General features: G+C 67.5%; 28 protein-coding genes. 17 read left to right on the top strand and 11 right to left on the bottom strand.

The window, feature by feature from the left end; genetic code table 11:
- Positions 1–18: 18 nt before the first annotated feature.
- The 3 genes from CDO46_RS15505 to CDO46_RS15515 all read left to right on the top strand — a co-directional run bounded on the left by CDO46_RS15505 (position 19) and on the right by CDO46_RS15515 (position 2,531).
- A complete protein-coding gene (locus CDO46_RS15505; protein ID WP_087839374.1) occupies positions 19–981 on the top strand; it encodes a tripartite tricarboxylate transporter substrate binding protein in 963 nt (320 codons plus the stop codon).
- 99 nt (positions 982–1,080) lie between these two features.
- A complete protein-coding gene (locus tag CDO46_RS15510) occupies positions 1,081–1,965 on the top strand; it encodes a sensor domain-containing diguanylate cyclase (RefSeq protein ID WP_165963200.1) in 885 nt (294 codons plus the stop codon).
- Positions 1,966–1,991: 26 nt separating this feature from the next.
- The gene (locus CDO46_RS15515; RefSeq protein WP_087839376.1) at positions 1,992–2,531 is read left to right on the top strand and encodes a DUF488 family protein; all 540 of its coding nucleotides are present in this window, start codon (positions 1,992–1,994) and stop codon (positions 2,529–2,531) included.
- A gap of 58 nt (positions 2,532–2,589) precedes the next feature.
- Here CDO46_RS15515 and CDO46_RS15520 read toward each other — a convergent pair whose 3' ends face one another.
- The gene (locus tag CDO46_RS15520) at positions 2,590–3,357 is read right to left on the bottom strand and encodes an SDR family NAD(P)-dependent oxidoreductase (RefSeq protein ID WP_087839377.1); all 768 of its coding nucleotides are present in this window, start codon (positions 3,355–3,357) and stop codon (positions 2,590–2,592) included.
- 183 nt (positions 3,358–3,540) lie between these two features.
- Between CDO46_RS15520 and CDO46_RS15525 the strand changes: the two genes are divergently transcribed.
- The 4 genes from CDO46_RS15525 (at position 3,541) to CDO46_RS15540 (ending at position 8,882) form a co-directional block, all read left to right on the top strand.
- Positions 3,541–4,563, top strand: coding sequence for a tripartite tricarboxylate transporter substrate binding protein (locus CDO46_RS15525; protein ID WP_087839378.1), 1,023 nt, complete (start codon positions 3,541–3,543; stop codon positions 4,561–4,563).
- Positions 4,564–4,597: 34 nt separating this feature from the next.
- Positions 4,598–5,311, top strand: coding sequence for a phytanoyl-CoA dioxygenase family protein (locus CDO46_RS15530; protein ID WP_176400764.1), 714 nt, complete (start codon positions 4,598–4,600; stop codon positions 5,309–5,311).
- A gap of 195 nt (positions 5,312–5,506) precedes the next feature.
- Positions 5,507–6,670, top strand: a complete 1,164-nt coding sequence (locus CDO46_RS15535; RefSeq protein ID WP_087839380.1) for a GGDEF domain-containing protein — start codon at positions 5,507–5,509, stop codon at positions 6,668–6,670.
- Positions 6,671–6,776: 106 nt separating this feature from the next.
- Positions 6,777–8,882, top strand: a complete 2,106-nt coding sequence (locus CDO46_RS15540; RefSeq protein WP_087839381.1) for a bifunctional diguanylate cyclase/phosphodiesterase — start codon at positions 6,777–6,779, stop codon at positions 8,880–8,882.
- Here CDO46_RS15540 and CDO46_RS28045 read toward each other — a convergent pair.
- Positions 8,838–9,665, bottom strand: coding sequence for an IclR family transcriptional regulator C-terminal domain-containing protein (locus CDO46_RS28045; protein WP_165963202.1), 828 nt, complete (start codon positions 9,663–9,665; stop codon positions 8,838–8,840). The genes CDO46_RS15540 and CDO46_RS28045 overlap by 45 nt on opposite strands.
- A 115-nt stretch (positions 9,666–9,780) precedes the next feature.
- Here CDO46_RS28045 and CDO46_RS15555 point away from each other — a divergent pair, with 115 nt between their 5' ends.
- From CDO46_RS15555 to CDO46_RS15570, 4 genes are all read left to right on the top strand, one after another.
- The gene (locus CDO46_RS15555) at positions 9,781–10,767 is read left to right on the top strand and encodes a tripartite tricarboxylate transporter substrate binding protein (protein ID WP_165963203.1); all 987 of its coding nucleotides are present in this window, start codon (positions 9,781–9,783) and stop codon (positions 10,765–10,767) included.
- A 19-nt stretch (positions 10,768–10,786) separates the two neighbouring features.
- Positions 10,787–12,544 carry an FAD-dependent monooxygenase gene (locus CDO46_RS15560; RefSeq protein ID WP_243724556.1) on the top strand — a complete coding sequence of 586 codons (1,758 nt, stop codon included), beginning with the start codon at positions 10,787–10,789 and terminating at the stop codon, positions 12,542–12,544.
- Positions 12,541–13,518 (top strand): 3-carboxyethylcatechol 2,3-dioxygenase, encoded by a 978-nt coding sequence (locus CDO46_RS15565; protein WP_243724557.1) that lies wholly within the window; start codon positions 12,541–12,543, stop codon positions 13,516–13,518. The genes CDO46_RS15560 and CDO46_RS15565 overlap by 4 nt, the downstream gene beginning before the upstream one ends.
- Before the next feature lie 63 nt (positions 13,519–13,581).
- Positions 13,582–14,451 (top strand): alpha/beta fold hydrolase, encoded by an 870-nt coding sequence (locus CDO46_RS15570; protein ID WP_176400765.1) that lies wholly within the window; start codon positions 13,582–13,584, stop codon positions 14,449–14,451.
- Between the two features lie 21 nt (positions 14,452–14,472).
- Here CDO46_RS15570 and CDO46_RS15575 read toward each other — a convergent pair whose 3' ends face one another.
- From CDO46_RS15575 to CDO46_RS15595, 5 genes are all read right to left on the bottom strand, one after another.
- Entirely contained in the window at positions 14,473–15,153 is a 681-nt protein-coding gene (locus CDO46_RS15575; RefSeq protein ID WP_087839384.1) for a hydrolase, read from the bottom strand.
- A 137-nt stretch (positions 15,154–15,290) separates the two neighbouring features.
- Positions 15,291–17,054 carry an alpha/beta fold hydrolase gene (locus CDO46_RS15580; RefSeq protein ID WP_165963204.1) on the bottom strand — a complete coding sequence of 588 codons (1,764 nt, stop codon included), beginning with the start codon at positions 17,052–17,054 and terminating at the stop codon, positions 15,291–15,293.
- A 128-nt stretch (positions 17,055–17,182) separates the two neighbouring features.
- Positions 17,183–17,437, bottom strand: coding sequence for a GlsB/YeaQ/YmgE family stress response membrane protein (locus CDO46_RS15585; RefSeq protein ID WP_087839386.1), 255 nt, complete (start codon positions 17,435–17,437; stop codon positions 17,183–17,185).
- Positions 17,438–17,532: 95 nt separating this feature from the next.
- Complete coding sequence (locus CDO46_RS15590) at positions 17,533–17,817, bottom strand: hypothetical protein (RefSeq protein ID WP_132979992.1); 285 nt, start codon at positions 17,815–17,817, stop codon at positions 17,533–17,535.
- A gap of 103 nt (positions 17,818–17,920) precedes the next feature.
- Positions 17,921–18,121, bottom strand: a complete 201-nt coding sequence (locus CDO46_RS15595; protein ID WP_132979993.1) for a hypothetical protein — start codon at positions 18,119–18,121, stop codon at positions 17,921–17,923.
- Positions 18,122–18,287: 166 nt separating this feature from the next.
- Here CDO46_RS15595 and CDO46_RS15600 point away from each other — a divergent pair, with 166 nt between their 5' ends.
- Positions 18,288–18,647 carry a hypothetical protein gene (locus tag CDO46_RS15600; RefSeq protein ID WP_132979994.1) on the top strand — a complete coding sequence of 120 codons (360 nt, stop codon included), beginning with the start codon at positions 18,288–18,290 and terminating at the stop codon, positions 18,645–18,647.
- Between the two features lie 41 nt (positions 18,648–18,688).
- Positions 18,689–19,078, top strand: coding sequence for a response regulator (locus CDO46_RS15605; RefSeq protein WP_132979995.1), 390 nt, complete (start codon positions 18,689–18,691; stop codon positions 19,076–19,078).
- Here CDO46_RS15605 and CDO46_RS15610 read toward each other — a convergent pair.
- Positions 19,075–20,268, bottom strand: a complete 1,194-nt coding sequence (locus tag CDO46_RS15610) for an MFS transporter (protein ID WP_087839391.1) — start codon at positions 20,266–20,268, stop codon at positions 19,075–19,077. The two genes, CDO46_RS15605 and CDO46_RS15610, sit on opposite strands and share 4 nt — an antisense overlap.
- An 83-nt stretch (positions 20,269–20,351) precedes the next feature.
- Here CDO46_RS15610 and CDO46_RS15615 point away from each other — a divergent pair, with 83 nt between their 5' ends.
- Positions 20,352–20,630 carry a hypothetical protein gene (locus CDO46_RS15615; protein WP_087839392.1) on the top strand — a complete coding sequence of 93 codons (279 nt, stop codon included), beginning with the start codon at positions 20,352–20,354 and terminating at the stop codon, positions 20,628–20,630.
- 14 nt (positions 20,631–20,644) lie between these two features.
- Here the strand turns inward: CDO46_RS15615 and CDO46_RS15620 are convergent, their stop codons facing one another.
- Entirely contained in the window at positions 20,645–21,124 is a 480-nt protein-coding gene (locus tag CDO46_RS15620) for a GNAT family N-acetyltransferase (protein WP_087839393.1), read from the bottom strand.
- Between the two features lie 140 nt (positions 21,125–21,264).
- Positions 21,265–22,257 carry a LysR family transcriptional regulator gene (locus CDO46_RS15625; RefSeq protein WP_087839394.1) on the bottom strand — a complete coding sequence of 331 codons (993 nt, stop codon included), beginning with the start codon at positions 22,255–22,257 and terminating at the stop codon, positions 21,265–21,267.
- Positions 22,258–22,402: 145 nt separating this feature from the next.
- Between CDO46_RS15625 and CDO46_RS15630 the strand changes: the two genes are divergently transcribed.
- The 3 genes from CDO46_RS15630 to CDO46_RS15640 are packed head-to-tail and all read left to right on the top strand — an operon-like array spanning position 22,403 to position 25,561.
- On the top strand, positions 22,403–23,443 hold the full coding sequence (locus CDO46_RS15630; protein ID WP_165963205.1) for an isopenicillin N synthase family oxygenase: 1,041 nt from the start codon (positions 22,403–22,405) through the stop codon (positions 23,441–23,443).
- A 46-nt stretch (positions 23,444–23,489) separates the two neighbouring features.
- Positions 23,490–24,446, top strand: coding sequence for a tripartite tricarboxylate transporter substrate binding protein (locus tag CDO46_RS15635; RefSeq protein WP_243724558.1), 957 nt, complete (start codon positions 23,490–23,492; stop codon positions 24,444–24,446).
- 53 nt (positions 24,447–24,499) lie between these two features.
- A complete protein-coding gene (locus tag CDO46_RS15640; RefSeq protein ID WP_087839397.1) occupies positions 24,500–25,561 on the top strand; it encodes a porin in 1,062 nt (353 codons plus the stop codon).
- A 50-nt stretch (positions 25,562–25,611) separates the two neighbouring features.
- Here CDO46_RS15640 and CDO46_RS15645 read toward each other — a convergent pair whose 3' ends face one another.
- A complete protein-coding gene (locus CDO46_RS15645; protein ID WP_087839398.1) occupies positions 25,612–26,574 on the bottom strand; it encodes a tripartite tricarboxylate transporter substrate binding protein in 963 nt (320 codons plus the stop codon).
- Positions 26,575–26,610 lie beyond the last annotated feature (36 nt).

Below are 26,610 nucleotides of genomic sequence, written 5' to 3' on the forward strand. Positions count from 1 at the left end.
TTTTAGAACGGAGGCGCCATGCGGTACATCACGGCGGTATTCGCGTTGTTGTCGTGCCTGGTCGCCGCCGGCGCCATGGCCCGGGACTATCCGGCGCATCCCATCCGGTGGCTGGTTCCCTATCCGCCAGGGGGCGGCGCCGACAACGTGGCGCGTGTCGTCACGCAGCGGCTGTCGCGCACGCTCGGGCAGCCGATCGTGGTGGACAACCGGCCGGGCGGCAACACCATCATCGGCACGCAGGCGCTGCTGTCCGCCGCGCGTGACGGCTACACCGTGATGAACACCGCCGAGCAGATCGCCGTCAATGCCGCGCTGTATCCCGGCCTGAAGTATTCCGCGCAGCGTGACCTCGATTTCGTGGCGCTCCTGGTGCGCACGCCCTTGCTCCTGCTGGCGCGACGGGATCTGCCCGTCTCGGACGCCGCGGGGCTCTTCGCCTACATGAAGGAACGCGGCGACCGGCTCACTTATGGAAGCTGGGGGCAGGGCGGGATGAACCACTTGACCATGGAGGCCCTGGCCGCACGAGTGGGCGTGCATCCGACCCACGTGCCGTTTCCGGGGGCGGCGCCGGCCATGCGCGATCTCCTGGGCGGCCAGATCGACCTCTATTTTTCCGATCCCGCCACGGCGCTGCCCTACCTGCGCACGGGCAAGCTGAAAGTCTTGCTGGTATCCACCCGCGAGCGCCTGCCGTATCTTCCCGACGTGCCCACCGTGCACGAAAGCGGCTATCCCGGGTTCGACATGTACAGCTGGCAAGGCGTGCTGGCCCCCAAGGGTATCCCGCCGCGGGTACTGAAGACCCTGGCCGCCGCGATACGCGAGACGCTGCAACAGCCCGAGGTGGACAAGGAACTGCGCGAGCGCGGCTTCATTCCGGATCCCGGCACGCCCGAGCAGTTCCGGGCGTTCTTCCTGCGCAGCCAGGCGGAGCTGGGAGACATCGTGCGCAGGCGGAACATCCGGATCCAGTGACCGCGGGGCCGGCATGCGCGGCTGCCGCGAGTGCGCTATCTTAGGTCCCTGTCCGTCGACGGCGTGCCGCGTATGAGCCTGATAACAAGAAAACCCGCCATGGCCGGGAGCCTGCCCAGAACGCCCGTGCCGGCGGGGGTCTTCAGGTTTGCGCTGGATGCGCTGCCCGATGGCGTGCTGCTGGTCGATGCCGACAGGCGGGTGATCTATGCCAACAAGGCCTTCATGCTGCTGTGGCAGTTTCCGGAGGAGGCCTGGGAAGGATGGAGCGAAAGCCGGATGCTGGCCCACGCCAGCGACCAGCTTGCCGATCCCGGCCGCTTCCTGGAACACGTCGAGGCCCTTCATCCCACGGATGAGGCCTACCGCGACGAACTGCACTTCAAGGATGGACGCGTCTTCGCCCGCCGCAGCGTGCCCTTCGCTGCGGATGGATCCTTCCGCGCGCGGATCTGGATCTTCACCGACATCACCGACGCCAGGTCCTCGCTGCTGGATCCCTTATCGGGCGTTCCCAACCGCCGCGCCTACACGCTGGAGTTTCCCCCCTTCGTCGAAGCGGCCGACGACGGGTTGTTGAAGTGCGTGGCGATCCTCGACGTCGACAACTTCAAGGCCTACAACGACCGCTATGGCCATGCCGCGGGCGACCGGGTGCTCAAGCGCGTGGGCGGCCTGTTGCGCGGCATGCTGGGCCGGTCCGACGACCGGGTCTTCCGGATAGGCGGCGAAGAGTTCCTGGTGGCCTGCCGCCTGAGAGAGGACGCCGAGGGCGAGTGTTTCTGCGACGGGATGCGCACGGCCATCGCGGGCATGGGGATTGCTCATCGGGGCAATCCGCCGCATGGCGTCGTGACGGCGTCGATAGGGTTCGGCATCTTCCGGGGCGAACGCCGCACGGCCGAGGTCTTCGACCGTGTGGATGCCGCGCTCTACCAGGCCAAGGCCGAGGGGCGCAACACCTTGCGGCGAGCGAGCTTATAGCGCAGACACGCGAAAGGACGAGGAGCATGGCGATGGAAACGGCAGGGCTGGAAGTGTGGACGGTGGGACATTCCACGCATTCCCTGGAAGCGTTCCTGGCGATGCTGGCCGCCCATGACATCGAGGCGATCGCCGACGTGCGGCGGCACGCGGGTTCACGCAAGTATCCTCACTTCAATCCGGATGCGCTGGGCCGCGCGCTGGCGCAGGCCGGGGTGGAGTATGTGCCGCTGCCGGAACTCGGCGGCCGGCGTTCCCCCCTTGCGGATTCCCATAACACCGTATGGCGCAACCCATCGTTCCGCGGGTATGCGGACTACATGGAGACCGAAGACTTTCGCCTGGGCGTCGATCGGCTGCTGGCATTGGCTCGCCGCCGGCGGACCGCCGTCATGTGCGCGGAAGCCGTGTGGTGGCGATGCCACCGGTCGCTGATCGCCGATTACCTGAAGGCGAGGGGCGTCTGCGTCAGGCACATCCTGGGGCCCGGGAAGAGCGAGGTTCATCCGTATACGTCGGCAGCTCGGATCCGGGACGGCGCGTTGACCTACATGCCGGACGCCTGAAACGCCGGCACGCACGGACAGGAGGAACCGCCATGGCGCGGCGCATAAGGGGTCGGCGCTACACCGCCGTATACCCGCCATCGGCCAGCAGGTCCGTGCCCGTGACGAAGGCCGCCGCGTCGCTGGCCAGGAACAGCGCCGCCTCGGCGATCTCGGCAGGGGTGGCGATGCGGCCCATGGGATGGCGGGGCGCCAGTTGGGCGCTCGCGGCCGCTTCGCAGCCGTACCGGCGAGTGAGCCGGCTGGTCATCACCGATCCCGGCGACAGGCTGACGGCGCGGATACCCTGCTGCGCATAGTCCACGGCGATCGAGCGGGTCAGGCCCAGCAGGGCCGCCTTGCTGGTGCTGTAGGCGCCCGCGCCGGGATTGGTCACGTGGCCGAGCTGGGACGCGACGTTCAGGACGACCGCGCCCGGCGCGCCCAGCAGGTGCGGAATGGCCCACTTGGCCATCAGGAAGGCGCCGGTCACGTTCACGTCCAGCGCCTGTTGCCAGTCATCCACCCCCAGTTCGGCCAGCGGCAGCCGTGGCGACACGATGGCCGCGTTGTTGACCAGGACGTGCAGCGCGCCGAAATGGGCAACCGCGGCTTCGACCGCCTGGCGCGAAGACCCGGCGTCGGCCACGTCGCAGCCCAGTGCCAGGCTGCGTTCCGGGCAGGGTCCCCGGCCGATGCGCGCCTCCGCCTCGGCCTGGTTCCGATCCAGCCATGCCACGCTGGCGCCGGCCAGCAGGAAGCGGCCGGCGATCGCCGCGCCCAGGTCGCCCGCGGCGCCGGTCACGATCGCGACCCGACCGGACAGTGGGAGGTGGGAAGAGTCCATGGGTTGCTCCGAGCTTCGGTTAATGTCGACACTTTTTCTTGATTGTCGGATATTTCGTCCTGTGGATTGACGTTTTTGGCGCTTTTATAGGGGTAAATATCTAGTTATTGGATAAAGTGTTGATAGTTTTGTGAGTCAAGGTTTATCCTGAACCGGAAAATTCACTTTTCCTCAAGGCCGTCCATGGGTACCGCTTCCGATCCGTCTCACGTCAATACGCGCCGGCGCCTGCTGCTGGCAGCGGCGCCCCTTGCCGCTTCGGCCTTTTCGGGCGGCGCGCGCGCCGCCGCGGCCGGGGCGGACTATCCGACGCGCCAGTTGACGCTGGTCTGTCCGTTCCCCGCGGGCGGGTCGGCCGACACGGTCAGCCGCCTGGCGGCGCACGCCCTGGCAGCCGAGCTGGGGCAGTCGGTGGTGGTCGAGAACAAGGCCGGGGCGGGCGGCAACATCGCCGCGGACTATGTCGCGCGGGCGCCGGCCGATGGCTACACCCTGCTGGTGGCGGGGCAGGCCATCCTGGCCATCAACAAGCCGCTCTACCGCAAGCTGCCGTACGACGCGGAAAAGCAGTTCCGCTTCGTGTCCATGATCGCGTCCATGCCGAACGTGCTGGTCATCAATCCCAAGACGGTGCCGGTGGCCGGCATCAAGGAGTTCGTCGCCTATGTGAAGGCCCATCCGGGCGACGTCAGCTACGGCTCGAACGGCGTCGGCTCGCTGTCGCACCTGACGACCGAGATGCTCGCCAAGGCGGGGGGCATGAAGTTCCTGCATGTTCCGTACAAGGGCAGCGCGCCGCTGATGGTGGACCTGGTGGCGGGGCGCCTGGGGTTCTGCTTCACGGGATCGGCGCTGGCGGCGCAGATGGTGAAGGAGGGCAGCGTGAAGGCCCTGGCGGTCACGACGAGCGAACGGATCCGCGCGCTGGCGGACGTGCCCACGCTGGTCGAGTCGGGCTTCCCGGAGCTCAACGCGCCGAGCTGGTTTTCGATCGTGGCGCCCTCGGGCGTCAAGCCCGAGGTGTTCGCGCGGCTGAGCAAGGCCATGGCCCGCGTGACCGCCTCGCCGGACTACATCGCCGCGTTGGACAAGGCGGCCAGCATCGTCGAACCGATGGATCCGGCCGCGGGCGAGGCACGCTTGAAGCGCGAGCGCGCGTTCTGGACCGAAGCGGTGACCATGACGGGGGCGACGGCCCACGATTGATTCCGGGCGGATGCCGGGAACGCAAGGAGCACAGATGGGCAGGATGCTGAGCGCCGGACAGGTCGACGCGTACGCGCGCCAGGGATACGTCAGCCCGGTGGAGGCCTTTTCCCCGCGGCAGGCGCGTGTCTACCGCGACCTGCTGGAGTCCGCCGAGCAGGCAGGTGGAGGGCTGTCCGCGGACCGGCGCCGCAAGATGCATCTCTACCTGAAGTGGGCGGACGAGATCGTCCGCCATCCGCGCGTGCTCGACGCCGTCCAGGACCTGATCGGCCCGGACATCCTGGTCTTCCACCTGACCTGCTGGATCAAGGAACCATGCACCGGCGCGTTCGTCAGCTGGCACCAGGATTCGACCTACTTCGGCCTGGAGCCCGCCCAGCATGTGACCGCATGGGTGGCGTTGTCCCCCAGCAATGAGGAAAGCGGCTGCGTGCAGGTGGTGCCGGGCAGTCACGCGCGGGGACAGCAGCGGCACTCGGTTTTCCACAACTCCATGCCCAATCGCTCCGCGGACCGGCGCATCGGCCTGGGCATCAGCTACATACCCACCCACTGCCGGTGCGACAGCCGCCAGCGCCTGTCGGCCAGCCTGGTGCGCGGCGTGGATCGCCACGGTAACTTCGACCTGGACCCGGCGCCTGTCGCCGATTTCGACCCCCAAGGCTTGCGTTGCCATGAAGCGGCGATGCGTCGCTGGCACGCCGCCCGCGCGGAGCTGATTCCGAAGGCGAACGCCGCCGCGTAGCCGCGGCGCGCGCGCCGTGTTCCAGTCGGAGTTTCCCCGGTGTTGCGCCGGGGGTACTGGCTGAACCGCGACCGCCTGGTATCGCTATCATTGTCTTCCTGGAGGCAGGTCGTCGGCCATGGGCACCGACCCGGCCATGCTCCCGGGAGACCGGCGTGGGCCGGTCGGCAGCCGTTCCATACCGAGTGCGGCATCATGAACAACAACGACACCTTGCTTGCGCTCGCCCATCCCCTGATCGCGCTTCTGCTGGCGGCCATGTTCTACGGCGCCTGGCGCTACGCGCATCGCCAGGCGCAATTCCTGTTCTTCGCGATGGGCTTCGCCTGCTACGCGGGCGGCATCTCCATGCAGATCCTGCTGTGGCCGCCTTGGCTCCTGGCTAACATCGCCTTGACGGGAGTGGCCTACGCGTGCGCCATCTTCTGCTTCGCGCGGGGCCTGACGGCGCTGGAGGACAGGCGGCTGCCCGGGCTGCCGGCCGCGCTCGTGCTGGCGGTCATGCTGGCCATACGCATGGCCAGCGCGCACGACGAGTCGCTGTTCCGGCTGCGCGTGGCCACGACGCACGTTGCCGCCGCCCTGGTGTTCCTGCTGGCGCTGTGGCAGGTCCGCCATATGGCGCGGGGAACCGCCCTGGAGCGGCTGCTGTTCTGGTGTGTCGCGGCCTGCACGCTCAGCCTGCTCCCACGGGCCATGCTGGCCACGCGGCCGGCGGACCGGTACGGCTACGACCACTCGCTTTATTGGGAGGTCATGCAGACCAGCTTCTATTTCTTCGGCATAGGCGTGGCGTTCCTGATGCTGGGCCTGACGTCGGTGCGGACCATCTCCAGCCTGAGCCAGGCCAGCCGCCGGGATCCGCTGACGGGAATGAACAACCGGTCGGGGCTGGGCGAGTTCCTGGCGGCGCGCCTGCCGCGGTGCGCGCGCTATGGCCTGATCATGGTGGACGTGGATCATTTCAAGGGGATCAACGACCGCTACGGCCATCCGGCGGGGGATGCGGTGCTGAAGCGGCTGGCGGCGATCATGGAGCAGGGCATACGGGCGGACGACGCGGTGGGCAGGTTCGGGGGCGAGGAGTTCATGGTGGTGCTTCCCGAAGCCTCGGACGACGAGGCGAGGCGGGTGGCCGAGCGGCTGCGTGTCGCGGCGGCCGCCCAGGATTTCTCGGACATCGCGCCGGGATTGCAATGCACCGTGAGCCTGGGCGTGGGCAGCTTCGAGCATGGCGTCTCGTTCGAACTGGCCTATGCGACGGTGGACGAACGGTTGGCCCGGGCCAAGCGCCTGGGCAGGAACCGCGTGGTGGGGAAGGAGCCCGGCTGGGCGGTAAGGCGCAGCTCGGGGGCTTGAATTCCCGCGGCAAAGGCGTGATTGGCCGAGGGATGTTTTGCTATAAGGAGGACGGGTCTCTTCGCCTTCCTGGCAACAAGATAGATACGCATCCGGGAATACGGTCGTGCACGGTGTCTATAACCCCTTGCTGGTATTTCTTTCCCTGGTGGTCGCATCGCTGGCCGCCTACACGGCGCTGGAGCTGACCGGCCGCATCGCGTCGCTGCCGGGATGGAAGCGTCGGCTGCCGTGGCTGATGGGCGGCGCGGTCGCCATGGGGGTGGGCATCTGGTCGATGCACTTCATCGGGATGATGGCTTTTTCCCTGCCCATTCCCCTGGGGTACGCGTTCGGGCCCACGGCGCTGTCCCTGCTGATCGCCATCCTGGTGTCCGGTTTCGCGCTGGCGGTATCGGCCAGCGGCCGTGTCCGGCTCCGTTGCTGCCTGGCGGGCGGGGCGGCCATGGGAGCGGGCATCGCGGGCATGCACTACACGGGGATGGCCGCCCTGGACATGGCGCCCGCGGTGAGCTACGTGCCCTGGATCGTGCTGGCCTCCATCGGCCTGGCCATCGCGGCCTCTGTCGTGGCGCTGTGGCTGGGCGTCGCGCTGCGAGGTTCGGACGAACCCTATATCGCCTTCAAGCGCCTGGGCGCGGCGCTGGTGATGGGGGGCGCCATCACCGGCATGCACTACACCGGCATGAGCGCGGCGCAATTCGCCCCCGGCAGCGTCTGCCTGTCGGCCAGCCAGCTGGATCCCAACTGGCTGGCAATGATGGTGTCCGGCTCGTCGCTGGCTGTGCTGCTGGGGACCCTGCTGGTGCTGGGCTGGCGCGCCAACAGCCTGGCCGACTCGCTGCGGCGGGCCAACCGGCAACTGCAATACCTGAGCATGCACGATGCGCTGACCGGACTGCCGAACCGGTTGATGCTGGTCGAGCAGATGAACCTGGCGATCCAGGACGCGGCGCGCGACAAGACGGCATTCGCGGTCTTCTTCCTGGACCTGGACGGGTTCAAGACGGTGAACGATTCGCTCGGGCATGCGGTGGGCGACGACCTGCTCAAGGGCTGCGCCCAACTGCTGTCTTCGCACGTGCGCAAGGACGACCTGGTCGCGCGCATAGGCGGCGACGAGTTCGTCATGCTGTTGCGGGGCATATCGGCACCCGGGGATGCGGCGTCCGTCGCCAAGAAGCTGCTGCGGGTGTTGCGGAACGACATGATCGGTTGCCAGGCGCGCCTGCGGATCAGCGCAAGCGTGGGGATAGCCATGTATCCGGGAGACGCCCGGGACGGCGAGGCATTGCTGGACTGTGCCGATGCCGCCATGTACAGCGCCAAGCAGGCGGGCCGGAACACCTATTGTTTCTTCGAGCCGGGCATGCACGCCAACGCCGCCCGCACGCTGATGCTGCAGCAGGACCTGCAGGCCGCGCTCGACGCAGGGCAGTTCAGCCTGGTGTTCCAGCCCAAGTTCAGCGTGGCCACCCGCGCGATCTGCGGCGCGGAGGCGCTGATACGGTGGCATCACCCGACCTTCGGCAGCGTGGCGCCCATGGAGTTCATCACCATCGCCGAGCGCTCGGGCCAGATCGTCCAGATCGGCGACTGGGTGATACGGGAAGTCTGCCGCTGCGTGAGCGACTGGCGGCGGCGCGGGCTGGAGCCGGCCCAGATCTCGATCAACCTGTCGCCCATCCAGTTCAACGTGCCTGACCTGATCGGGCGCGTCGAGGACATCCTGGACGAGATGGACGTGCCGCCCCGCCTGGTGATGTTCGAGATCACCGAGACCGTGGCCATGCTGAACGCGGGCCGTACGGCCGAGATCGTGAACCGCTTCCGCGCCCGCGGCTTCGACATCGCGATCGACGACTTCGGCGCCGGCTATTCGAGCCTGGCCTATCTGCACCGGTTCAAGGTCAAGCAGATCAAGGTCGACCGGCTGTTCACGTCGGAACTGGACCGCAATGAAGCCGAGGCCAGGGCGCTGCTGTCGGCCATCGTGACGCTGTCACACGCGCTCCACATGGAGGTAGTGGCCGAGGGCGTGGAGAACGAGGCGCAGATGCGTTTCCTGACCGAGCTGGGGTGCGACGAGGCGCAGGGCTTCCTGTTGGCGCATCCGCTGTCCGAAGAGGCCTTCCGCAGCCTGCTGCAGCCCATGGCGTCGTTCGCGCTAAGACGGATCGCCGCGCTGGGACAGCCGCGTCGCGCCGACTGATATCTCTTCGGCCAGGAGGCGCAGCAGCGGTACGTAGCGGTTCGAGATCTCGCGGTCCGGAACGACGTTGCGCTGCAGGACGAGATTGATGGCACCTATGGCGTGGCCGCGCAGACGTACAGGGAAGGCGATGGCGGCGACGCTTTCTTCGTTCACCAGTTCTCCCTTGTTGACGGCATAACCGCGGCGCCGGGTCTCGCGCAGCACGCGGCCGACATATGCCTTGTCGCGGGCAACGGCGCCGATGGCATCGCCGCGTTCCCGCAGCAGGGTCAGGGTGGCTTCCCGTTCCTCGTCCGAACAATAGGCCAGCCAGGCACGGCCTATGGCCGAGGTCAGCATCGCGATGCGTGTACCGATGGTGGCCCGGTGCTGTGACAGCAGGCTGGAGCGATGCGTCGATTCCCGCACGATCATGAAGCCGCCGTCGGGCGTGGCGAGATCGCTGGGCCAGGACAGGGCGCTGAGGTGCGCGCTCATGGCGGGCGAGGCGACCCGGTCGATCCAGTCCGCGCCGACGTAGCCTTCGGCCAGTCGCCGCACCTCGAAGCTGAGCACGTACAGCGCGCCGTCGTCCTTGTGGTGGACCAGGCCTTCCTGCCTGAGGGTCTCCAGCAGGCGCTTGACGGTCGTGCGATGCAGGCCGGTCAGCCGGGCCAGTTCGACCACGCCGCCCATGCCTCCCGGCATGCCGTTCAGCGCCCGCAATACCGCCAGTCCCCGGCTCAATCCACGGACTTCCTTGTAGGCCGAATCCTCGGGTTTTCCAGTAAGCAAATACATGGTTTTTCGTTTGATGGTGCACCAGGTGCACCTACTATACAGGGGCATGGGGCGGCATCAGACTTCCTCCCGCATTCGACGCGGCGGCATCGCCGGCGAGAACCAAGGAGACGACATGAATGCCATTCGACGTGCGTTCTGCACGATGGCGGCGCTGGCCGCCGCGACCCTCACGCCCGCGTTCGCGCAGGAATGGCCGGCCAGGCCGATCCGCATCGTGGTGCCGTATCCGGCGGGCGGCAACGCCGATTCGGCGGCGCGGGCGCTGGCCGAGGTGGTGTCGGCCAGCCTCAGGCAGACGGTCATCGTCGACAACCGCCCCGGGGCCTCGACGATCATCGGGACGGACGCGGTCGCTCGAGCGCCGGCCGACGGCTATACCATCGGCCTGGTCACCGATTCGCATGCCATCAACGAGGCCATGGCCCACCTGCCGCATGCCAACGAGGTGCTGGGCGCGAAAGTGCCCTACGACGCGGTCAAGGATTTCATGCCGGTGTCGGGCGTGGCCCTGGTACCCCTGGTGCTGGTGGCCAACCCCAAGGTGCCGGCGCGTTCGGTGAAGGAACTGGTGCGGCTCTCGACCACGGGCAAGGGCGTTGATTTCGGCACCATGGGGCCGGGCAGTCCCTGGTTCGTGCACCTGCACCAGTTGCGCAAGCTGACCGGGGCGGATTTCGTGGACGTGCCCTACAAGGGGCTCGCGCCGGCGAACACGGATCTCCTGGCAGGGCAGATCCAGACGATGCTGATGCCCGTCCACTTCGCCCAGCCCTATATCAAGACGGGCAAGCTCGTACCGCTGGCGACGCTGGGCGGCAAGCGCCATCCGCTGCTGCCTGACGTGCCCACGCTGGCCGAGAGCGGCTATCCCGGCCTAGAGATCACCAATTACTTCATGTTCGTCGTGCCGGCGGGCACGCCGCAGCCGGTGGTCGACCGGCTGACCCGCGAGTTCAACGCGGCGCTGCGCCAGCCGGCAATGAAGGAGAAGTTCGCGCTGACCGGCGATCCCTATCCGGCCGAACCGGCCGAACTCTCGGCCCGTCTGCGCCACGACATCAAGGCCTACGGCGACGTGCTGCAGGCCACTCTCAAATAGCCCACGAAGGGAAACGACAGTGAAGAAGGATGCATTTCAGACCGACGTGCTGGTGGTCGGCTCCGGTCCCATGGGCGCCACCACGGCGCTGGCGCTGGCGACCTACGGCGTGCGTGTCCAGGTGGTGAACCGATACAACTGGACCGCGAACACGCCCCGCGCGCACATCACCAACCAGCGCGCGATGGAAGTCTTGCGCGACCTGGGCCTGGAGGATGAAGCGCGCCGCCGGGCCACGCCCTGGGAATGGATGGGCGACACCTTGTTCACCACCAGCCTGGCCGGACCCGAGATCGCACGGCTGCGCACCTGGGGAACCGGCGACGAACGCATCGGCGACTATCTGCAGGCCAGTCCTTGCCCGATGCTGGACCTGCCGCAGAACAAGATGGAGCCCATGCTGGTCACGCATGCCGCCGCGCGCGGCGCGGTCTTTTCGTTCAATACCGAGTACCTGGGCCACGAGCAGGACGCGGACGGCGTGACGGTCAGCCTGCGGGATGTGCCGTCGGGCCGGGAATATGCCGTTCGCTCGCGGTACCTGGTAGGTGCGGACGGCGCGCGCTCCAAGGTCATGGACGACGCGGGGCTGGAGCTGCGGGGACAACTGGCGCGGGCGGCCACCGCCTACGTGCTGTTCCGGGCGGACCTGTCCCGGTATGCGGCCCACCGGCCCAGCATCCTGTATTGGATCGCGACCTCCAATGCGGCGTTCGGCGAGATCGGCCTGGGCCTGCTGCGCGCGATCGAACCATGGGACCAATGGATAGCGGGCTGGGGCTTCGACATGGAGAAGGGGGAGCCCGATTTCTCTCCCGGGGAAATCCTGAAGAAGGTCCGTATCCTGGTGGGCGACCCGGACCTGGAGATCGAGATCGACAATGCCTCGGTCTGGTACGTGAATCAGGCGCACGCGCCGGTCTATTCGAAGGGAAGGGTCTTCTGCGGCGGGGATGCGGTGCATCGCCATCCGCCCTCCAGTGGACTGGGATCCAACACCTGCATGCAGGACGCCTTCAATCTCGCCTGGAAACTCGCATTCGTGCTGCGCGGCCACGCCGGGACGGGCCTGCTGGATTCCTATTCGCTGGAACGCGCGCCGGTGGGGGCGCAGATCGTTGCCCGGGCGAACCAGTCCAGGCTGGACTACGGTCCGCTGAACCAGTGCTTCCGGGAAGCCGGCGCCGAGGATCCGGTCGCGGCTGGCCTGGCGCGGCTGGCCGCGCCCGATGCCGAAGGCGTGGCACGGCGCGCGGCCCTGGCCGAGGCGCTCAGGCTCAAGAACTACGAGTTCAACGCGCAGGGCGTGGAGCTGAACCAGCGCTATGCGTCGGCGGCGATCATTGCCGAATCGGACGCGGGCGAGGAAACCTGGAGGCGCGACCCGCAACTGCATGCGCAGGCCAGCACGCGCCCCGGCGCCAAGCTGCCCCATGCCTGGCTGGTGGGGAGCGACGGACGCAGGGTGTCGACGCTGGATGTCGTGGGCCGGGGCAAGTTCACCCTGCTTACCGGCCTGGCGGGGCAGGCGTGGAAAGAGGCGGCCGCCGCGATGGACCTGCCTTTCCTGAGGACCGTCGTGATCGGCGAGCCGGGCGCGCTCGATTCCTACTGCACGTGGCACGCGCTGCGCGAGATCGAGGAGTCCGGGGCGCTGCTGGTGCGCCCGGACGGTATCGTGGCGTGGCGCCGGCACAGCGGCGAAGGGCTGGACGCGGCGGGAGCGGGTGTCGTTCTCGAGACGGCCCTGGCGAAGCTGCTGGACCGCGCGCGGTGACGAGGACGGATGCCATGGGCGAGCGGGCCTTCCTGGGCATGTCGCATTCCCCGTTGATGGGGCTGAATCCCGTGCCGGCACAGGCCGGGGCCGAGTTGCAGGCGGCCATCGCGCGAGTGCGCGATCAGGTCCTGGCCTATGCGCCGGACCTGGTCGTGCTGATAGCGCCCGACCACTACAACGGCTTCTTCAACCGGTTGATGCCGCCATTCTGCATAGGCACGCAGGCCCGGGCGGTGGGCGACTACCTGTCTCCCGAGGGCCGCTTGCAGGTTGATGCTTCGCTGGCGCTGGAGATGGCCGATGCCCTGATGGACCGGGGGTTCGACGCGGCCGTCTCGCGGCGCATGGAGGTGGACCACGGTTTTGCCCAGCCGCTGCAATTGCTTTGGGGAGGGCTGGATACGCCGCCCGTGGTGCCGGTGTTCGTCAATGCCGTCGCGCCGCCCGGCATTCCGCGCCTGTTTCGGTGCCGGGATCTGGGCCGGGCCATCGGCGATTTCCTGGACGGCGTGCCGCGGCGCGCGCTGCTGATCGGCTCGGGCGGACTGTCGCACGAGCCGCCGGTCCCGACGCTGGATCATCCCGACCCCGAGGTGCGCGAACGGATCACCGTGCCGCGCGCGGCCACGCCCGGCGAGCGCGAGGCCAAGACCCGGCGCGTGATGGCCGCGGGACAGGCCTTGGCCGCGGGCGCCGGGACGGTCAAGCCGCTGGCGCCGGACTGGGACCGCCGCTGGATGGATGCGCTGGCAGGTCCGGCAGCCGCCCTGGATGAATTGTGCGCGTGGCCGGAGGACGCCATCGCTCGCGAGGCGGGCGCATCGGCGCACGAATCGAAGACGTGGCTGATTGCGCGCGCGGCGCTGACCGGGCGCATCGGGGCGCCGGTCTTCCGGTACTACCGGGCCATTCCCGAATACATCGCCGGTTTCGGCCTGATGCTGATGACGCAGCAGGGCTTGATGAACTAACCCATGCCCGCCGCGCACGCGGACGGGACCTTTCACTGCATTGCCTACGAACGAGAAATGACCATGACGCAAACGATCTCCCCGCTGACCGAAGCCGCCACCAGCCGCTACGTGCAAATCACCGAGAACGGCCAGCCGCTGCGCCTGCACTACAACGACACGGGCGTGGGCGGCGAGGCCGTGATCATGCTGCACGGCTCGGGCCCTGGCGCCAGCGGCTGGGCCAATTTCCACCGTAACGTCCAGCCGTTCGCCGATGCCGGCTACCGGGTCATCCTGCTGGACTTCCCGGGCTGGAGCAAGAGCGACGCCATCGTCTGCGCCGGTTCGCGCTCGGACCTGAACGCGCGCGCGCTGGCCGGCCTGATGGATGCGATCGGACTGGAGCGGGCGCACCTGGTCGGCAACTCCATGGGCGCCCACAGCGCCGTCGCCTTTGCCCTGGCGCATCCGGCGCGCGTGGGCCGGCTGGTCCTGATGGGCGGCGGGACGGGCGGGGTCAGCCCCGTCGTTCCCATGCCCACCGAAGGCATCAAGCTGATCGGCGCGCTGTACCGCGATCCGACCATCGAGAACCTGAAGCGGATGATGAACGTGTTCGTCTATGACGCCGCCAGCCTGACCGAGGAATTGTTCCAGGCTCGGCTGGACAACATGTTGTCGCGCCGCGATCACCTGGAGAACTTCGTCAAGAGCAGCCAGGCCCATCCCCGGCAGTTCCCCGACGTGGGCGCGCGGCTGGGCGAGGTCGCGGCCCGGACCCTCATCATCTGGGGCCGGGACGACCGCTTCGTGCCGATGGACACCGGACTGCGCCTGCTGGCCGGCCTGCAGGACGCCGAGCTGCACGTGTTCAGCCGCTGCGGCCATTGGGCCCAGTGGGAGCACGCGCAGAAGTTCAACCGCATGGTGCTGGATTTCCTGGCGGCCTGAGAAGGCCGCCAGGGGCGGCGATTACGCGCGCTGCGAGTCCAGCGTCTCGTTATTCTTCACCACCTCCTGAGCCTTCGTGTAGCTTTCGATCAGCAACTGGTAGGCGGGGAAGATCTTGGTGTAGACCTCGGCCCACTGCAGGGCGTCGTCGCGATGCCAGGTCTTTTGCAGCTCGGAGGCTACCGCCGCAGTGTCCATGGGCACCACGCCCGCCTGCACCACGCGCGCCAGCGTGATCTCCTGCGCCATCTTGCTGTAGGTGCCGGAGGCGTCGACCACCGCGAACACCTTGTAGCCGTCGGCGACCGCGCTGATGGCGGGGAAGGCCATGCACACGCTGGTGATGGTGCCGGCGATGATGAGGGTCTTGCGTCCGGTGGCCTTGACGGCGGCTACGAAGTCCGGGTTGTCCCAGGCGTTGATTTCGCCCTTGCGCGCCACATATTGGGCATGCGGTGCGTTGGCGTGGATTTCCGGGATGAGCGGGCCGTTGGGACCCTGGGGCACCGAGGCGGTGGTGATGACGGGCAGCTTGCTCAGGGTGGCCATTTTGGCCAGCGCCGCGGCGCGGGTGCGCAGCTCGGGCATGGGCATGTCGCCCACGGTCTGGAACAGGCCGCTTTGGTGATCGATCAGCAGCATGACGGCGTCTGCGGGGTCGATGACGGGACGTTGGCCCTGGAAATTGGCGGGGGTGCTCATGATGCGCTCTCCTTGGTGGTCGGCGGGCAGCGGATTGCTTGTGCCGTGGGAAAGAGCATATCCACGATGCCAAAAGACTTTTAGTAGGCAAAAATGGCATGCATCGTTCCTTTTTAGGAACGATGCATGCTTTCGGATCAAAGCCCCTGCTTGCCCGCGCCGGCCAGGATCTCCTGGATCCGATCCAGCAAGGCATCGGTGCGCGCCTGGTCGGGCGCCGCCATCCGCTTCAGGCTGCCCAGGGCCGCCACGTCGCCGTAGAACGGCACCTGGTCGCAGTCGGTGCGGCGGGCCGGAAGCGCGTCGTCAAGGAAGAAGGCCGTCACCCGGTGGTCCACGCACGGGCTCATGTAGGGGAACACGCCATGCGAGTACTCCCCCTTCACATACAGCAGCCGGGCCGTGGGCAGGGCATCGACGAAGCGCAGCGCGTTCTCGGTCAGGGTCAGCGCGTCGAACTGGCTTTGCACGACCATCAGCGGCCCCGCCTTGGCGGTGTCCTGCACGGCGGGCTTGGCGGTGGTCGGACCGCCCCAGTACAGGCAGGGCGCCTCGGTCATCGAGCCGCCGGTCACCGGATGGCTGATCGCCATCTCGTTGCCCAGGCTGATCCAGTACTGGGGATCGGTCCGGCTCGCCACGTCGTTGCAGACGACGGCGACGTAGGTGGCCTCTTCGGGCGGCATCAGCAGGGACCGCGGCTCGGGGAAGCGGATCGCGGCGAACTGGTCGAGCAGGCGTGTCGCCGCGCGCAGGGCTGCTTCGACGTCGAACGGAGCCCGGTCGCGGATCGCGGTGTCCACCGCGATGCGAAGGTCGGCCTCGCTGATGTCGGGATCGGTGGCCAACCGGTCCCTGGCGATGCCCGCCGCCAGCATGACGAAACCCGACGACACCAGGCCGCGGCTGCTGTTGAACGCCAGCGTCGCGCCCACGGCCGCCTTCAGGGGCGAGGGCAGCGTGCCGAACAGCGCGCGGATCCGGCTTTCGTCCGCGCCCAGCCGGTAGAGGTCCGGATGGCGGGCGAAATAGGGGCTCATGACCTCGTCCAGCACGCGCTGCTTGCCGATGGACTGGCCGATCATGGCTTCGTCGAAGCCGGCGGTGAAGTCGACGGCGCTGTCCAGCACCAGGTGGCCGGCCTGTCCGGGGAAGCGGGCGGCATACCAGGCGCCCAGCCAGGTTCCGTACGAATAGCCGATGTAGTTGAGCTTGGCGTCGCCGATCAGATGGCGGATCAGGTCCAGGTCCCAGGCCGTCTGTTCGGTGTTGATATAGGGCGTCAGGGGGTTGTTCTTGCAGGCCTTGGTCGCCAGCCGCAGGTTGTACAGCATGGCCTCGATGTTGGCCGGGCTGCGGTCGTCGGACGGGAAGTTCACCTTGCGCGAGGGTTCGTTGGCCGTGCAGGTGATGGTGGTGCCGGCACCGGTGCCGCGCGGCGAGAAACCCACCATGTCATAGTGCCGCGCCAGGTCCTGCAGCGCCGCACGCGTGGGCGAGTCGCTGGGAGGCTGGGAGAACAGCGCGCCGAAGTTGGCCGCGATCTCGAGTCCGTCGCCGCCGGGGCCGCCGGGATTGAAGACGATGGAGCCCTTGCGGACCTTGGGCTCGGCGGTGGCGACCTTCAGCAACGCGAGGCGGATGTCGCCCCGGTCCGTCCTGGCGTAGTCCAGCGGCGCGCGTATGGTCGCGCACGACACTTTGTCTCCCAGTTGCTGGATGAGGGCGCTGTTCGGACCCAGGACGTTCGGATCGCAGGGGGCCCATGCCACCGCCTGGGATTTGTAGGCGGCCAGCGGGTCGTCCGGCGCGGGGGCATCACCTCCGCCGCCGCAGGAAGCCAGACCGGTCAATAGGACGGCGGCGCCGTATCGCCATGCCGAGCGGCCGTGGATATGCATGTATGCCCCCATTCTTGAGAATGTCTTTCATTGAGGCGCAAGCATAGCCGCATTCGTCACATGCGGATACGTTTTGTTACGTGGGGGCGGGGGCGGAAGGGAGGGCGCCGGCGATGCCGGCGCGGAACTCAGGCGGACTTTTTCCTGATCATGCCGTAGATCAGCAGCAGCACGATGGCGCCGACCACCGAGGCGATCCATCCGGCCGGCTCGCCCGGCTGGTACCAGCCCATCGCGCGGCCGGCATATCCGGCGATGAGCGAACCGGCGATGCCGAGCACGATGGTCATGATCCACCCCATGCTGTCGTCGCCTGGCTTGATCGCACGTGCAAGCAGGCCGACGACCAAGCCTACCAGAAGACTTCCGAGAAGAGACAGCATGGCGTACCTCCGGGCAAGATTCCAGTTCCCCTGGCGGGGCGTGCGCGCATCATGCCATATTTCGAGGCGGCCGGCGTAGCCCGGCCGGTGGGCCGTCAGCGCAGGGTGTAGCCCTTGGCGCGCATGCAGTCGTTGGCCATGCCCGACTGGCGTTCGGCGTTGGCCAAGCCGTCGCTCACGCCGGATCCGCCGCCGGCATTGATGCCGCGGTACGAGGGGGTGCTCGAGCCCGGCGAATTGATGCGAGCCTGGCGTTCGCACTGGATGCGGTCGCGCTCGGCCTGGTCGGCCGAGGAGGTCTCGCGGTACCAGGAAGTGGGGCTGGAGGCACACGCGGTCAGCGCCAGCACGCAGAGCAGGGCGGCGGGGTTCTTGTTCATGATGTTCTGTTCCGTTTGAGGCCCCTGGGGCGTGGCCCGCATCGCGGGGAATGCATCAATTGTATTCAAACGCGAAGGCGCGCGGAACGAGGGGCGGAGTCTGTCAGACCTCGTCGTCGTACTCGAGTTCGGACAGCCGGCGCCGCAGCGCTCGGGCGTCCACCTCGGTGGCGTGGTAGTTCAGCGGCAGCTGGCGCAGTTCGCCGTCGTAGGGATCGCCGTCCGCCGCGTCGTTCAGCGACAGTTCGAATACGGCAAGGCGGCGCTGCCTGAGCTGGCGCATGTATTGAAGAATGTTTTTCATGAATGGGGATGGTTGCGGTTCCGCGGACCGCCTGGACACGATGCGCTATGCTCCCTGCGTTATAGACGCTTTCGGCGGGACTGGCTAGCGCCGGCGCGGCGGCTTGCCCCGGGGCCGCGCCGGGTATGCGGCTTGCTGAGCGAGGCATCCGGACAGGAGATACCGCATGACTACCGCTCCCCACGACGGTTCGGCCCCGCATCATGCCTATCGGCTCTACGCGGCAGGAGACGGCTTGTATGCGCGGGACGGCGCCGGCAAGGCGGTTCGCCTGGGCGCCGTGTCCGAGCGGGACGGCGTGCTGGGCTATCGGCTGGAAGTGGACGATCTGCGGGCCGAGGGGTTCCTGACCTCGGAAAAGCTCTTGCAAGACGTGGCGGCCAAACTGGCCTATGCGTCGCTGCACCGGTTCTTCGGCGCGGCTCCGGCCACGCCGATCCAGGAGGGCGAGGCCAATTTGCCGTGCCTGCTGTTGGAGAACGAGGAGCCCGGCAATTATCCGCCGGCTGGCAGCGCGGCCGAGTAAGAGGCCGGCGCGCCCGTCCGCAAGTACGTCAGGAGGACGGAGTGGGACAGATTATGCCTTGCCGGGTGCTGGTCGTGGACAACTACGTCAGCGCCGCCGAAGCGCTGGCCGAAGCCTGCGGCCGGTTTCATGAAGTCAGGTACGCCGACGGCGGTTCGGCGGCGATGGAGGTGGCACTGGACTGGCGGCCAGACGTCATGGTCCTGGACATCGACATGCCGCCGCCGAACGGATTGGAGGTGGCCACCATGATCCGGGACATCTCGCACCTGAAGCCCGTCACGCTGATCGCGGTGACCGGCCGCAGCGCGGCCTTCGGGCAGGAAGAGGCCATCGCGCACGGTTTCGATGACTACCTGACCAAGCCGGTGGATATCGACAGGCTGTTGTCGGTGATCGCTGCGGCCCGCCGGTTGCCGGCGGATACCTAGACGGTCCGCGCGCGGCCCGCGCCGTAGGCCACCCATGCCTGCGCGCCGGCCATCGCCACCATCAGGCCCAGCGCCGGCAGCCAGCTGCCGGTCCAATCGCGCAGCACGCCGCACACGACCGGACCGGTCGCGCCTATCAGGTAGCCCAGGCTTTGCGCCATGCCCGACAGCGAGGCCGCCTGCTGCGTGGAGGCGGCACGCAGGCTGATATAGGCGAGCGACAGCATCAGGCTGCTGCCCAGACCCGCGCCGGCCACGCATATCCAGACGATGGTCCAGGCCGGCAGCAGCGCCATACCCGCGAAGCCCGCCACGCACAGCAGCGAGATGGCCAGCCCGAGGACTTTCTGGTCGCGGACCCGGCCCGACACCCAGGATGTCGCGATATTGCCCAGCAGGGCGGCCAACTGCATCAGCGACACCATCCATCCGGCCTGGCCGGGACTCATGCCGGTCTCGTGCAGCATCGAGGGCAGCCAGGCCACGAGTATGTAGAAATTGAAGGCCTGGATGCCCGTGAACAGGGTGACCTGCCACGCCAGCCACGAACGCCAGACATTCGCGGTTTTCGGGGTGTGGGCGCTGGCCGCGGCGGGCGCCGCGGCATGGTTGCGCGAACGCGCCAGCCAGACCAGGGCCGCGGGAATCGTGATGACCAGCACGCAGGCCAGGGACGTACGCCAGCCGCCGGGCAGGTTGTCCGCCAGCGGTACCGCCACGCCCGCCGCGGTGCCGGATACGAGGGTCATCACGACCGAGTACAGGCCGGTGAGCGGGCCGATGCGTTGCGGGAACTCGCGCTTGACCAGCGCCGGCAGCATCACGTTGCCGACGGCGATGGCGATGCCGCCTATCGCCGTACCGATGAACAGAGGCGCGATGCCGGGCATCGAGCGCACGGCGATGCCGACGCACAGTGCGACCATGGCGGCGAACAGCGCGCGCTCGAGCCCCAGCTGGCGGCCCACGGCGGGCGCGACCACGGAGAACAGGCCGAACGCCAGCAGCGGCAGCGTATTGAGCAGCCCCGCGCTGCCCGCGTCCAGGCCGGTGGAGGCGCGGATATGGCCGAGCAGGGGGCCGACGCCGGTCAGCGGCGCGCGCAGCGTCGCCGCCACCAGCAGGATGCCCAGGAGGGCCATGGCGGGCGTGACGGCGCGGGACAAGGCTGGGTGGGGTGCTGAGCTCATGACTTGGTGTCGGACGATGCGCTGGCGTATAAAACATGCTGGAAGGATCGGATACGCCCAGGGCGGATGAACGGAGACGCGCCATGCCACATCGACTCGCTGCGGGAACGACGCCGCTGGCCACCCGGGACGGCGTGCGTTTCACGCTTTTCCACGAGACTCGCGGGCCCCAGGTCTACGAGGTCGATGCACAGGTCCTGCGCACCTGCTTCGGGGCGCCAGACGACCGCGTCGATCATCTGCTGACCGCCTACCTGGCGGGACAGGCCGAGATCCACGACGTCGCCGCGGGAGTGCCGGGCGGGCCGCACGGATCGGTCACGCGCCTTGGCCCCGAGGACTTCGCGGGCCGCCAGGCCTGACCTCGCGCCGGCCTTCAAGCCGCTCCCGCCGGCGGTTCGGCCGGCAGGTCCGGCGCGCGATCGTCCAGGCGCAGGCTCATCAGCACGTGCACGATGCCGGCCTCCAGGAATTCGTCTCCTTCGGCCTGGAAGCCGCGCGTTTCGTAGAACGCCTGGGCCCGCGTCTGCGCGTGCAGCAGCAGGCGGCCGTGCCCGCGCCGCCGGGCCTCGTCGATCAGGGCATCCAGGATGGAGCCGCCCACGCCCAGCCCGCGTCCGTGGCGGTGGACGGCCATGCGGCCGATGTGTCCGTCCGGCAGCAGCCGGCCCGTGCCCAGGGGCGTGCCGTCGGCGTCGTAGGCGACCGCATGCAGCGAGATCGCGTCGGCAGCATCGTATTCGAGTTTCAGCGGGACCGATTGCTCGTGGACGAAGACGGCCTGGCGGATGGACGAGGCGTCGTGTCTCAGGTCGTCCCAGGCGCCGACGACGAGGCGGATGCCGGGCCGGGTCATGCCGGCAGGCGCGGGGCGGGCGCCCGCGTGGAAACAGGGGAAAAAGGAAGCGGGGGCGTTGCGTGTGGTGTCATGCCGGCAAGAGGGCCGCGGCCAGTGCGGGTGCAAAGCCTCTAGCTTAGACCATCCTGGTGATCCCATCACTTGGCCGGGCGCGCATTTGCGCGGGGCCGGCGCGCTCCTTTCGCGCGCAGCCGGTCCACCACCGCGTCGAAGGCCCGCAGCTGCCGGCGTATCTCCGCCTGGCCGTGGTCGGCCAGGAAGTCCTGGAAGGCCGATGCAACGGGCGGGAGGCGGGCGGTGGACAGGTGCAGCACGTACCAATCGTGTTCGACCGGGTTGCCGGGCAGCGGCAAGAGGCCGATCAGGCCCGCCTGGAATTCCAGGGCGCAGGCATGCAGGGACAGGAAGCCTATGCCCAGGCCCGCCGCCACCATCTGCTTGATGGCTTCGTTGCTGGACAGCTCCGATCCGGGCGAGAACCGCAGTCCGGCTTCCTTGAACAGCCGCTCCGCCGTGTTGTGGGCGCCCGAGCCATGTTCGCGCACGAGGATGTTCTCGCCCGAGAGGTCGCGCAGTGCCAGGTCCCGCCTGGCCATCAGCGGATGATGGGGCGAGGCGATGAAGGCCATCGGATGCTTGGCGAAAGCCCGCGATTCCGTGCGCACGTCGCCCGGAGGCTTGCCCATGATGGCGATGTCGATTTCATGGCGGGTCAGCATGCGTACCACTTCTTCGCGGTTACCCACGCTGAGCTTGACCTTCACGCCGGGCCGGCCGGTGTTGAAGGCCACGAGCAGCGGGGGCAACAGGTACTCGGCGGTGATCAGCGCCCCCACGCGCAGCGTGCCGGCCAACTGGCCCTTCAGGCTGGCGACTTCGTCCGAGGCGTGGCGCCAGAGCTCGAGGATCTGGCTGGCGTAGCCGGCCACGACTTCGCCGGCGGGCGTGAGCAGCAGGCCGCGCCCGGAGCGCTGGACCAGCGCGGCGCCGGCGGCTTCCTCGAGCAGGCGCAATTGCAGCGATACCGTGGGCTGGGTCAGGTGCAGCGCCTGGGCTGCGCGCGAGACGCCGCCCAGGCGCGCGACGGCGTCGATGGCGGTGAGCTGGCGGAACGTCGTGGTCTTGTACATCGTGGCGGCCTCGGCGGATGTTTCATAGAAGATAACCTATGGGATGAACTTATTTTTTAATTTTTAAATATATCTCCACGAACTTAAAGTTCTTCGCATGGACATCGAACCAGGCGCCACCAGGGCGCCATCCGTGGAGACGAACATGCTGCCCGCCACCCGCAAGCTGGATTTTTCCGAAGTGCCCGTCATCGACATGTCGCCCGAAAGATTCGCGACGCCCCAGTCCCGGAAGCGCCTGGCCGACGAACTGGCCGAGGCCTGCGCCACCGTCGGTTTTCTGTACCTGAAGAACCATCCGATCCCGCAGGCGCAGATCGACGGCGTCTTCGAGGCCGCCAAGGCGTTCTTCGCGTTGCCGCAGGCGGCCAAGGACGCGGTGTCGATGGCCAGGAACCATCATTTCCAGGGTTATCTGCCCATGCTGACGAAGGGGGAGGGCAACGCCGAGCGCGGCGGGGTGATCACCGCCAACAAGCAGGAGGCCTTCCAGTTCCGCCGGCCGCTCGATCCCGACGACCCGGACCTGCTGACCGGCGCGCGCCTGGCCGGAACCATTCCCTGGCCCCGTGAACTGCCGGCGCTCAAGGAGGTGCTGCTGGCTTATCACGCCCGCATGTGCCGGTTCGGCGAAAGCATGATCGAGCTGTTCGAGCTTGGCCTGGACCTGCCCAGGGACGCCATTCGCCAGCATTTCCGCAAGGACATGAACGCGCTGCGCATCATCCACTACCCGCCGCAGCAGGTGAATGAATCCGGCGCCCACCTGGGGACCCGCGCCCATACCGACACGGACGCGTTCACCTTCGTCTACCAGGACGCGACCGGCGGCCTGGAGATCCGCAACCGGGATGGGGAATGGATAGGCGTGCCGCCGATTCCCGGCACCTATGTGCTGAACATCGGCGAGGTCATGAAGGTCTGGACCGACGGGGTCTTCTCGTCCACGCCGCACCGGGTCATCAACCGCTATGGGAAGGAGCGCTATTCGGTGCCATTCTTCATGTTCCCCACTTACGACGAAGTGATCGCGCCCAAGATCCGCAACCCCGACCCGTCCAATGTGGCGCCCGAGGATTTCCATACCTCCATGCCGCGGGACAAGCCTTTCGTCTGGGGCGAGTTCAAGAAGGCCAATTACGCCCGCATCAATCCCACTGCCCCGGAGCGCGCCATGGCGGATTAGAGGCGGGGGAGGAGACACGTGATCGTGGTCAGCCAAGGAGATTCCCGTGCGCTTGTCGAGATTGTTGTGGATGGTCGTATTGTTCTCCTGTGCCGGCGCATCGCTGGCCCAGGCATATCCGGACCGGCCCTTGCGCCTGATCGTGCCTTTCGGGGCGGGCGGCAATTCGGATTTCGCCGCCCGGCAGATCGGCAAGAACCTGGGCGAGGCGCTGGGCCAGACGGTGGTCGTGGAGAATCGCGGGGGCGCCGGCGGCGTCTTGGGTGTCAAGGAAATGCTGGGCTATCCGGCGGACGGCTACACGCTGCTGCTGGGCACCGTCGGTACGCAGATCGTCAATCCCCTGCTGTACAAGAGCCTGCCCTACGACCCGGACAAGCAGCTCGCGCCGGTGGGCCTGGCCACGAACACGCCTTCGGTGCTGGTCGTGCGGGCCAGCCTGCCGGTGCGGAGCCTGGATGAACTGGTCGCCTATGCGCGAGCCCGGCCCGGGGTGTTGAACTATGGCGCGGCGGGAACCCTGCACCTGGGCATGGAGACGCTGAAGGCGAGCTATGGCCTGGACATCGTCAAGGTCCCGTACAAGGGAAGCGGCGAATCGGTCACGGCCGTCGCCGGCGGCCAGATCGACGTGCTGATGGACAGCAGCCAGGTGGTCGGCCCGCAAGTGGCCGCCGGCAAGTTGCGCGCGCTGGCAGTCATGTCCGACCAGCCGCTGGCTTCCGTACCGGGCGTGCCGACGACCGCGCAGCTGGGCGTGCCTGACCTGAAGGCGGGCAACTGGACCGCGCTGTATGTGGCGGCGGGCACGCCGGCGGCCATCCAGGAAACCTTGAGCCGCGCCTTGCAGAAGGTCGTCGCCTCGGCCGAGCTGAAGGCCCGGCTGGCCGAGTACGGCACCCAGCTCTACAAGGGTTCGCCCGAGGAATACCGCACCTTCATCGCCGCCGACAAGGCCAAGGTCCGCCGCCTGGTCGAGATCGCCGGACTTCAGGCGCAATAGCCGCGTTCCGGCGCGGCTTGCCCGCGCCGCCCATTCCTCTATTGGAGAAATCGATGACCACGATGCGGTCTCTTGCCGGCGTCGCGCTGGCCGTCGTCCCCTGCGCCGCCGCGTTGGGCCAGGGCAGCGTGACGATGTACGGGATTTTCGATAATGGCTACCTGTCCGACAAGACTCAGGGCAAGGGTACGATCAATGCGATCAATCCCTCGCTCAGCGTGGCCTCGCGCTGGGGGCTGCGCGGCACCGAGGACCTGGGCAACGGCTGGAAGGCCAACTTCGTGCTGGAGAACGGCTTCACGGGCGACAACGGGCAGCAGGCTTTCGGGCGACTGTTCGGCCGGGCCAGCCATGTGGGGCTGTCGAACCGGCAACTCGGCGAGATCCAGCTTGGGCGGATGGCCAATCTCGGGCTGCTGTTCACCGCCGGCATGATGAGCCCGTTCGGGCCCAGTTTCCAGCAAGCCGCGGTGACCACGACCGCCGCCTACAACACCGGCGATTTCGGCACCACCGCGCGGGTCAACAACGCCGTCTACTATTTTTCGCCCCGCTGGGCGGGCATGCAGGCCGGCCTGGGCTACAGCGTGCAGACGGCAGATGCCGAAATCGCCGGCGGCAGCCGCAACAACCGGATGGCGGACCTGGGGCTGCGATACGACGGCGGCCGCTTCAAGGCGGCGGTCAGCTACCAGTACGTCATGCCCGCCAGCACCGCCGGTGCGCGGGGCAAGCCCAGCAACCTGCAGGTGGGCGTGAACCATGACTTCGGCGCGTTCACGCTCTACGGCGGGTACGGCCGGCTGAGCGATCCGACGGTGGATCCCGGCGCCAACGGGGCGACCCATTTCGCGGCCACGCACGATCGCGACCATGCCTATCAGGTTGGCGTGAAGGTGCCGGTGGGAGCGGGGAGGGTGCTGCTGGGATACCAGCGGACGACCGGTTCGAAGATCGAGAACTACGGCCTGGCCTATGTCTACGACCTGTCCAGGCGGACCTGGCTGTACGTGTACGCCAACCGGACCGAGTTCCGGCTTTTCTCCGCGGCGGGAGCGACGGCGGGCGATGCCTGGCGCAGGCAGATCGCGATGGGGATCGCGCACCGGTTCTGACCGGTGCGCGGAATGCGTCTTGGTCGATGCGGACGTCTGGACGGGCACGGCTAGTCTTTCAGCTTCAACTCGTCCAGCAGGCGCCCCTTTGAAGCATGATCGGCCGCCACCCGCCGGCTGAACGCCGGCCTATCCAGATACGTGGCAGTCTGCTGCAACTGGTCCGCCATTTGTTGATAGGAGGGGCTGCTGACGATGTCGCGGCATGCTCCTTCGAGCGTGACGAGTACGTCTTGCGGCACGTCCTTGCGTATAAAGATGCCGCCATAGGTGGATGAGTGGACCTTGGAGCCCAATTCGGCGGTCGTCGGCACGTCGGGGAACTCCTTGGTCCGCGCCGTACTGAACACGACGAGCGGTCGGTAGTTGTGCTGGAGCAGCACTGAGGTGGTGACGAGCCCTCCGTCGATCTGTCCCGAGGTGAGATCCGGGAGCAAGGCCGTCTCGCCACGATAGGAAATTTCGGTTGCTCGGACGTTGAGGTCCCGCAGGAATTCCTCCGTCATCAAGTGCGGAGCTGAACCTATGCCCGAATGTCCGTAGCTGAATCGGCCGGGATCCTTCTTCAGCCTGTCGACCAGTGCCCGGATATCTTTAATGTCCGAGCCAGGCGACGCGGCGAGATAGAAAATGTTCTCGAACGTCTGGCATAGCGGTACGAACGATTCGAGTGTGTAGCCGGCATTCTTGTGACGATGGGTCTGTATCGACAGCGGCGTCGCCGGCGTGAAGGCCAGGGTATAACCGTCGGCAGGCGCGTTTGCTACATTTTGCATGGCCAGCATGAGACCCGCACCCGCTTTGGTCTCCACCACCACGGGCGTCTTGAGGCGTTGGCTCAGCTGTTGCGCGAACGCTCTCGCCAAAACGTCTACGGTCGACCCGGCGGGAAGCGGCGTGACGATGTTGATAGGCTTGGTCGGGTAGGGCTGAGGGGCGGCGTGAACCGTGAGTGCCGTAGCGGCAATCCCCAACGCGGCGGACAGGCCAAGCCGGGCAAACTTGGGTCTCATGCTTGTCTCCTATTGGTGTTGTCGTTCGTTTTGTCC

The sequence above is a fragment of the Pigmentiphaga sp. NML030171 genome, from assembly GCF_002188635.1.
Lineage (GTDB): Bacteria > Pseudomonadota > Gammaproteobacteria > Burkholderiales > Burkholderiaceae_B > Pigmentiphaga > Pigmentiphaga daeguensis.